At 71.4% G+C, this 6530-nt stretch carries 6 protein-coding genes; 4 read left to right on the forward strand and 2 right to left on the reverse strand.

The window, feature by feature from the left end; all coding sequences use genetic code 11:
* Positions 1 to 31: 31 nt before the first annotated feature.
* Positions 32 to 706: a GPP34 family phosphoprotein gene (locus ACFWPA_RS15345; RefSeq protein WP_378508992.1), complete on the reverse strand. Its 675-nt coding sequence runs from the start codon at positions 704 to 706 to the stop codon at positions 32 to 34.
* A 55-nt stretch (positions 707 to 761) separates the two neighbouring features.
* Here ACFWPA_RS15345 and ACFWPA_RS15350 point away from each other — a divergent pair, with 55 nt between their 5' ends.
* The 4 genes from ACFWPA_RS15350 to ACFWPA_RS15365 all read left to right on the forward strand — a co-directional run bounded on the left by ACFWPA_RS15350 (position 762) and on the right by ACFWPA_RS15365 (position 6036).
* A complete protein-coding gene (locus ACFWPA_RS15350) occupies positions 762 to 1919 on the forward strand; it encodes a hypothetical protein (protein ID WP_378570783.1) in 1158 nt (385 codons plus the stop codon).
* Between the two features lie 126 nt (positions 1920 to 2045).
* The gene (locus ACFWPA_RS15355) at positions 2046 to 3947 is read left to right on the forward strand and encodes a propionyl-CoA synthetase (protein ID WP_378570785.1); all 1902 of its coding nucleotides are present in this window, start codon (positions 2046 to 2048) and stop codon (positions 3945 to 3947) included.
* Between the two features lie 43 nt (positions 3948 to 3990).
* Positions 3991 to 4710, forward strand: coding sequence for a response regulator transcription factor (locus ACFWPA_RS15360; protein WP_378570787.1), 720 nt, complete (start codon positions 3991 to 3993; stop codon positions 4708 to 4710).
* A gap of 6 nt (positions 4711 to 4716) precedes the next feature.
* Complete coding sequence (locus ACFWPA_RS15365) at positions 4717 to 6036, forward strand: sensor histidine kinase (protein WP_378508996.1); 1320 nt, start codon at positions 4717 to 4719, stop codon at positions 6034 to 6036.
* A 170-nt stretch (positions 6037 to 6206) separates the two neighbouring features.
* Here the strand turns inward: ACFWPA_RS15365 and ACFWPA_RS15370 are convergent.
* A partial coding sequence (locus ACFWPA_RS15370) for an FKBP-type peptidyl-prolyl cis-trans isomerase (protein ID WP_378570789.1) occupies positions 6207 to 6530 on the reverse strand: 324 nt, incomplete at its 5' end.

Below are 6530 nucleotides of genomic sequence, written 5' to 3' on the forward strand. Positions count from 1 at the left end.
ACGACCCGGGAGGAATCCACCGCTCTCGCGACTACGAGCCGCCGGCGGCGACGGCGGGCACGACCACCGCCGCGATCACGGCGGCGTTGACGACATCGACGGACTGGCGGACGGCCGCGGCGGCCCAATTGCCGTGCGCGATCTCCTTGGCGCGCGCCCGGACCGCCTTCTTCTTGACGTCGGGCAGCACCCGCGGGACGGCGTCGGCGGCGGACAGCAACGCGATCAGCGCCGCGGTGCGCGGATCGGGCTCGCCACCGTCGACCAGGGCAGCCCGGAGCCTGCCGCGCACCACCCGCTCGTGGGTCGCGTCGACCGACGGCCACGTCTTGGTCGGGAAGATGCCGAGCAGCTTGCCCGTCGACTCGCTGACCCATCCGCGCTCGACGATCCGCCCCAGCACCGCCTCCCGCAGGTTCGTGCCGAGCTTCTCGATCGCCGCCTCCGGCTTCATCGGCTTCGACCCACGCAGCTGCGCGACCGCGTGCGCGAGAATCGGATCCAGCGGGGCCGTCCGATTCCGCAGCACCAGCCGCCCCTTCTTCACCGCGCCGGTGCCGTCGGCGGGCTCCACCACCCCGTCGAGCGTCAGCTCGAGCAGCACCGCCCCGGCCAATGCCCGGGGCAGCACCATCCCGTCCACCACCGGCTTGCCGGTGTCATCGTCGAGCAGGAGCAGCAGCAGGTCCTCGGCGAGCAGCGTCATGGCTCCCACCGTAACGTCCGCGGGGGCACCGCGGCCGCACGCTAGATTCGGCGACATGGCGAGGGTGCGCACCACAATTCGGGCAGCAGGGCTGGTGATCGCCGCGACCGCGCTTGCGGCCTGCGGATCACGCGACTATCCCGGGGCCGACCTCGACGCGCTGCCCGCGGACGCGGTCGGCGCGGTGTCGGTCGCGACCATCGGCCTCGAACAGACCGACCTGCTGAACCAGAACCGCTCGCTGACTTTCCTTTTCGACGCGGCGGGCAACGTGGTCGGGCGCGTCGAGGGCAACGACATCTCGTACACGCAGGCGCTGGCATCGCCCGGCCGACTGGTGACGGTGTCCGCCGACGCGGTGACGACCCTGACCCCGACCACGCGCACCGAGGTCGGCATTGACGAGTTCATGGTCCAGGCCGCGGTGAACGATCCTGCCACCGGGACAGCGACGATCTGGTTCAACAGCGGCCGGGAAAGCTCGTTCGTCACTCTCGCCGGCGACGGCCACCCGGTCAGCGGTTCGGTGCCCGGCCTGGTCGTGGTCGCGGCGCAGTGCGGCGACCGGGCGGTCGCGATCGCCCGGGATGTCACGCCCGCCGACGCCGAGGGGCGGTGGCTCGCCCGACTGGTCGAGGTACCCGCGGGCGGCACTCCGGTCGAGCGCGGACGCTGGTTCGACGACCCCGACTTCTCCGCCGTCTCGTCCACTGGGGTCTGCACGCCCGACGGCACGGCAATGCTGTCGCTGCACCGATCGCCGCCCACGCCCGGCAGCACCGAGGCGGGCCTGGCGCTGGCCCGGACCGAACTCGCCGACGGGGCCCGCAGCGCCGAGCCGATCAAGCTGGCAGGCCGCTCCTCCGCGGCGCCTCGCTCGCTGACGGTCGTCGACGACCGACTGCATTGGCTTACCCGGGAGGGCGAGGTGCTGTCGGTGCCCCTCGACGGCCCGGCGGAGGCACGGTTGGAATGGACGATCCCCGCCACGGGCGAGGACATCGTCGTGTCCGTGTCCGGCACCGTTGTCGCCGCGCTCCACCCTCGACAGGATCCGCCCGCGCTCGCCCGCTACGACCTGGTGACTGGCGAAGCGGTGTCCGACCCCGTCCCGCTGCCGTGGCTGACGGATATCGTCGGATCGGCGACCGAGAGCGGCAACAACACCTACACGGTCTCCGATCTGGACCTCCTCCCACCCAGCGACGACTGACCATTCACCGACCGTTCGCGACCACCCGACGACTCCTCCGTGCTTTCGCGCGTGACCGGCCGGTTCGGGCGTCGCGGTCCCCTAGGGTGTAGTGCGCAGCACCCGCGATCGAGAGGACACAAGTCGATGAGTGCAGTCGAGCAGTCCGGGGCCTACGCCGCCGCGTTCGCGGAGAGCGTCGAGAATCCGGAGCGCTTCTGGCTGAAGGCCGCCGAGGCGATCGACTGGGTCAGCGCCCCGACGAAGGCCCTCGACGACTCCGCGGCGCCGATGTACCGCTGGTACCCGGACGCGACCCTCAACACCTGCTTCAATGCCCTCGACCGGCACGTCGCCGCGGGGCGGGGCGAGCAGGCCGCGCTGATCTACGACTCGGCGATGATCGGCACCACCCGCACCTACAGCTATGCCGACCTGCTCGACGAGGTGTCCCGGTTCGCCGGTGTCCTCGCCGCCAGGGGCATCACCGCGGGCGATCGCGTCGTCATCTACATGCCGATGATCCCGGAGGCGGCGATCGCGATGCTCGCCTGCGCCCGGATCGGCGCCGTGCACTCGGTGGTGTTCGGCGGGTTCGCCGCCGCCGAGCTCGCCGCCCGCATCGACGACGCCGAGCCGACGGCACTCATCACCGCGTCCGGCGGCCTCGAACCGGGCCGGACCATCGAGTACCTGCCGATGGTGGCGCGGGCCCTCGGCCTGACCGACAACGCGCCGGCGACGGTCATCGTCAAGGACCGTGAGCAGATCCCCGGCGCGGCCGCCGACCACGGCTGGCTGGACTGGGACACCGAGATCGCGAACGCCGAACCCGCCGACTGTGTGCCGGTGGCCGCGACCGATCCGCTGTACATCCTGTACACCTCCGGCACCACCGGGAAGCCGAAGGGCGTGGTCCGGGACAACGGCGGGCACGCGGTCGCGCTGGCCTGGTCGATGCGCAACCTGTACGACATCGGCGCGGGCCAGACGATGTGGACGGCCTCCGATGTGGGCTGGGTCGTCGGGCACTCCTACATCGTGTACGCGCCGCTGCTGGTCGGCGCGACCACGATCGTCTACGAGGGCAAGCCGGTCGGCACACCCGACGCGGGCGCCTTCTGGCGGGTCGTCGAGCAGCATCGGGTGCGGGCCCTGTTCACCGCGCCGACCGCGATCCGGGCGATCCGCAAGGAGGACCCGGACGCCGCCGAGCTCGCCAAGTACGACGTCTCCAGCCTGGTGACGCTGTTCGCGGCCGGGGAGCGGCTCGACCCCGACACCTACGAGTGGGCGACCGCGAAGCTCGGCATGCCGGTGATCGACCACTGGTGGCAGACCGAGACCGGCTGGGCGATCTGCGCGAACCTGCGCGGGCTCGAGCCGATGCCGATTAAGGCGGGCTCCCCGACGGTGTCGGTGCCCGGCTACCGGGTGCAGATCGTCGACGGCGAGGGCACCGAGGTCGAGCCGGGGACCGAGGGCAACATCGTGATCGGGCTGCCGCTGCCCCCCGGCACCCTGGCCGGGCTGTGGCGCGACGAGGAGCGCTACGTCAAGTCGTACCTGTCGACGTTCGCGGGCTACTACCTCACCGGCGACTCCGGCTACATCGACGCCGACGGCTACGTCTTCGTCCTCGGCCGCTCCGACGACGTGATCAACGTCGCCGGGCACCGCCTCTCCACCGGCGCGATGGAAGCCGTTGTTGCACAGCATGCCGCGGTCGCGGAGTGCGCGGTCGTCGGGATCAAGGACGACCTCAAGGGTCAGCGGCCCAGCGGCTACGTGGTGCTCAAGGCGGGCGCCGACATCGACCGCGAGGTGCTGCGCAAGGACCTCGTCGCGATGGTCCGCGACCAGATCGGCGCGGTCGCCACCTTCCGCGACGTGACGGTCGTGCAGGCGCTGCCGAAGACGCGCTCCGGCAAGATCCTCCGCAAGACGATGCGGCAGATCGCCGACCACGAGGACTACACCGTGCCGTCGACGATCGAGGACCCCGCCGTCCTCGACGCCCTCGCGCGGCTGCTCGGTCCCGGTCAGTGACGACCGGCACAGCCACCCCGCCGCCTGCAGGCACAATGGCGGGGTGACCGAGACCTCATCCGCAACCGTCCTGGTGGTCGACGACGACGAGGACGTGCTCGCCTCGCTGCGTCGGGGACTTCGGCTGTCCGGGTTCACCATCCTCACCGCCACCGACGGGGCGAAGGCCCTCGCCGTTGTCGCGGATCGTTCGCCGGACGCGGTGGTGCTGGACATGAACATGCCGGTCCTCGATGGCGCCAGCGTCGTGACGGCGCTGCGGGCGATGGGCAACGACATCCCGATCTGTGTGCTCAGCGCGCGCGCCTCGGTGGACGATCGGGTGGCCGGACTTGAGGCCGGTGCCGACGACTACCTCGTCAAGCCGTTCGTCCTCGCGGAACTGGTCGCCCGGATCAACGCGATGCTGCGTCGGCGCGCCGCCCCGGTCGCTCCCGCAGAGTCGTCCGGCAGCGTCCCCGGCACCCTCACCGTCGGGCAGCTGGTGATGGACCTGCCCGGGCGTCGGGCCGTGCTCGGCGGCCACGAGATTGACCTCACCAAAAGGGAATTCGAGCTGCTCGCGGTGCTGGTCCGCAATCACGGCGTCGTGCTGACCCGGGAGCGGCTGCTGGAGCTGGTGTGGGGCTACGACTTCGTCGCCGACACCAATGTCGTCGACGTGTTCGTCGGGTACCTGCGCCGCAAGCTCGAGGCGCACGGGCATCCGCGGATCCTGCAGACCGTCCGCGGTGTCGGCTTCGTCCTCCGCGACCCGGCCTGATCCGCGATGCCCCGCCGCCGCTCGTATTCCCTGCGCGCCCGCGTCGCCGCTGCCGCCGCGCTCGGCGCCACCGTCATCGTCGCGTTGCTTGGCATCTTCACCTCGTTCGCGATCTCGCGGAACAACATCGCGCAGTTGGACCGCAGGCTGGACACCGCGTCGAGCGTGCTGGTCCCCAATGTCGCGACCGCGGCGGCGGTGCTGTCGTCGTTCGGTGACGGCGGCGCCTTTGCCGTCACCATCCGGTCCACCGGAACGGGGGACGTGATCGCCAGCACCCCCACCCGGATGCCCGCCCTCGACGAGGGCGCCGCGACGGTCCGGGTGGACGGCACCGACTACCGCGTCGACACCACCCCGATCCCGCACTCGCCGATGCTGATGTCGCTCGCCGTCCCCGCATCCGAGGCACGGGACGTGACGACCGATCAACGGAAGTGGGTGCTGATCGCCGGGGTGTTCGCGATCGCGGCCGCGACCGGGCTCGGCTGGGTGTTCGGTGGACGGGCGGTCCGCCCGATCGTGAAGTTGACGAACCAGATCGCCAGGGACGCACCGCAACCCGCGAAGGTGTCGGGTGTCCGGGAGGCCGAGGAACTGGCGATGGCGATCGAGAAGATGCTCGGCCGGATCGCCGAAGCACAGCACCGGACGGAGGCGGCACTCGAGACGGCCCGCGACTTCGCCGCCGCATCCGCGCACGAGCTGCGGACCCCGCTGACCGCGATGCGCACCGACATCGAGGTGCTGACCACCCTGGAGCTCGACGAGTCGCAGCGGCGGGAGATCCTGGGCGACCTGGAGCGGACCCAGGGCAGGGTGGAGTCCACCCTGTCCGCACTCGAACGGCTCGCCTCCGGTGAACTGTCCAGCGACCGCGACCACGTTCCCACCGACCTCGTCGAGCTGTGCGATGCCGCCGCTCACGACGCCGAGCGGCAGCACCCGAACGTGACGGTCCGGGTCGAGGCGGGCCCGTCGCTGGTGATCCCCGGTCTACCTGCCGGCATGCGGCTGGCCATCGACAACGCGATCGCGAACGCAGTGCGGCACGGCGGGGCCACCGACGTGGTGCTCGCGGTGCACCGGGACGGCGACGGCACCGTCCGGTTGACCGTCGACGACAACGGCCGCGGCCTCCCCGAGGCGGAACGCGAGGTCGTCTTCGAACGGTTCCGGCGCGGCGCCGCCGCCACCGCGAGCGGCTCGGGGCTCGGCCTGGCGCTGGTGGAGCAGCAGGCCCAATTGCACGGTGGCCGAGCCTGGTTCGAGGACGGCGCGCTCGGCGGGGCCCGGTTGGTGTTCGAGTTCCCGGCCCGCCCCTGACTCCCGCCCGACAAGCATTGAATGGGGGTTCATGCGTCATCCGCGAGCCCGAACTCGCACATGAACCCCCATTCAACGGACACGGGGGGCGGGGGTGGGGGGTGGACGGGGCGGGAGACGACGGGGGCCCCGCGTCGCGTTCGCGACTCGGGGCCCCCGTGCGGGTGGATCTAGTTGGTGCCGAGCAGGTCGATGATGAAGACCAGCGTCTTGCCCGACAGCTGATGGCCGGACCCGGCAGGACCGTAGGCCAGCTCCGGCGGCACGGTCAGCTTGCGGCGGCCACCGACCTTCATGCCGGGGATGCCCTCCTGCCAGCCCGGGATCAGGCGCCCGAGCGGGAACTTCACCGAGTCACCCCGCTGGAAGGAGGAGTCGAACACGGCGTTCGTGTCGTACTCGACGCCGTGGTAGTGCACGTCGACGACGCCGCCACGCTGCGCCTCGGGCCCGTCACCGACGGTGATGTCCTCGACGACCAGCTCGGTCGGCGC

This window comes from Rhodococcus sp. NPDC058505 (genome assembly GCF_042720095.1).
In the GTDB taxonomy this organism is placed as follows: Bacteria; Actinomycetota; Actinomycetes; order Mycobacteriales; family Mycobacteriaceae; genus Rhodococcus_G.

Coding starts and splice junctions, on each gene's coding strand:
- ACFWPA_RS15345 (WP_378508992.1), bottom strand. CDS start 706: ATGACGCTGCTCGCCGAGGACCTGCTGCTGCTCCTGCTCGACGATGAC.
- ACFWPA_RS15350 (WP_378570783.1), top strand. CDS start 762: ATGGCGAGGGTGCGCACCACAATTCGGGCAGCAGGGCTGGTGATCGCC.
- ACFWPA_RS15355 (WP_378570785.1), top strand. CDS start 2,046: ATGAGTGCAGTCGAGCAGTCCGGGGCCTACGCCGCCGCGTTCGCGGAG.
- ACFWPA_RS15365 (WP_378508996.1), top strand. CDS start 4,717: ATGCCCCGCCGCCGCTCGTATTCCCTGCGCGCCCGCGTCGCCGCTGCC.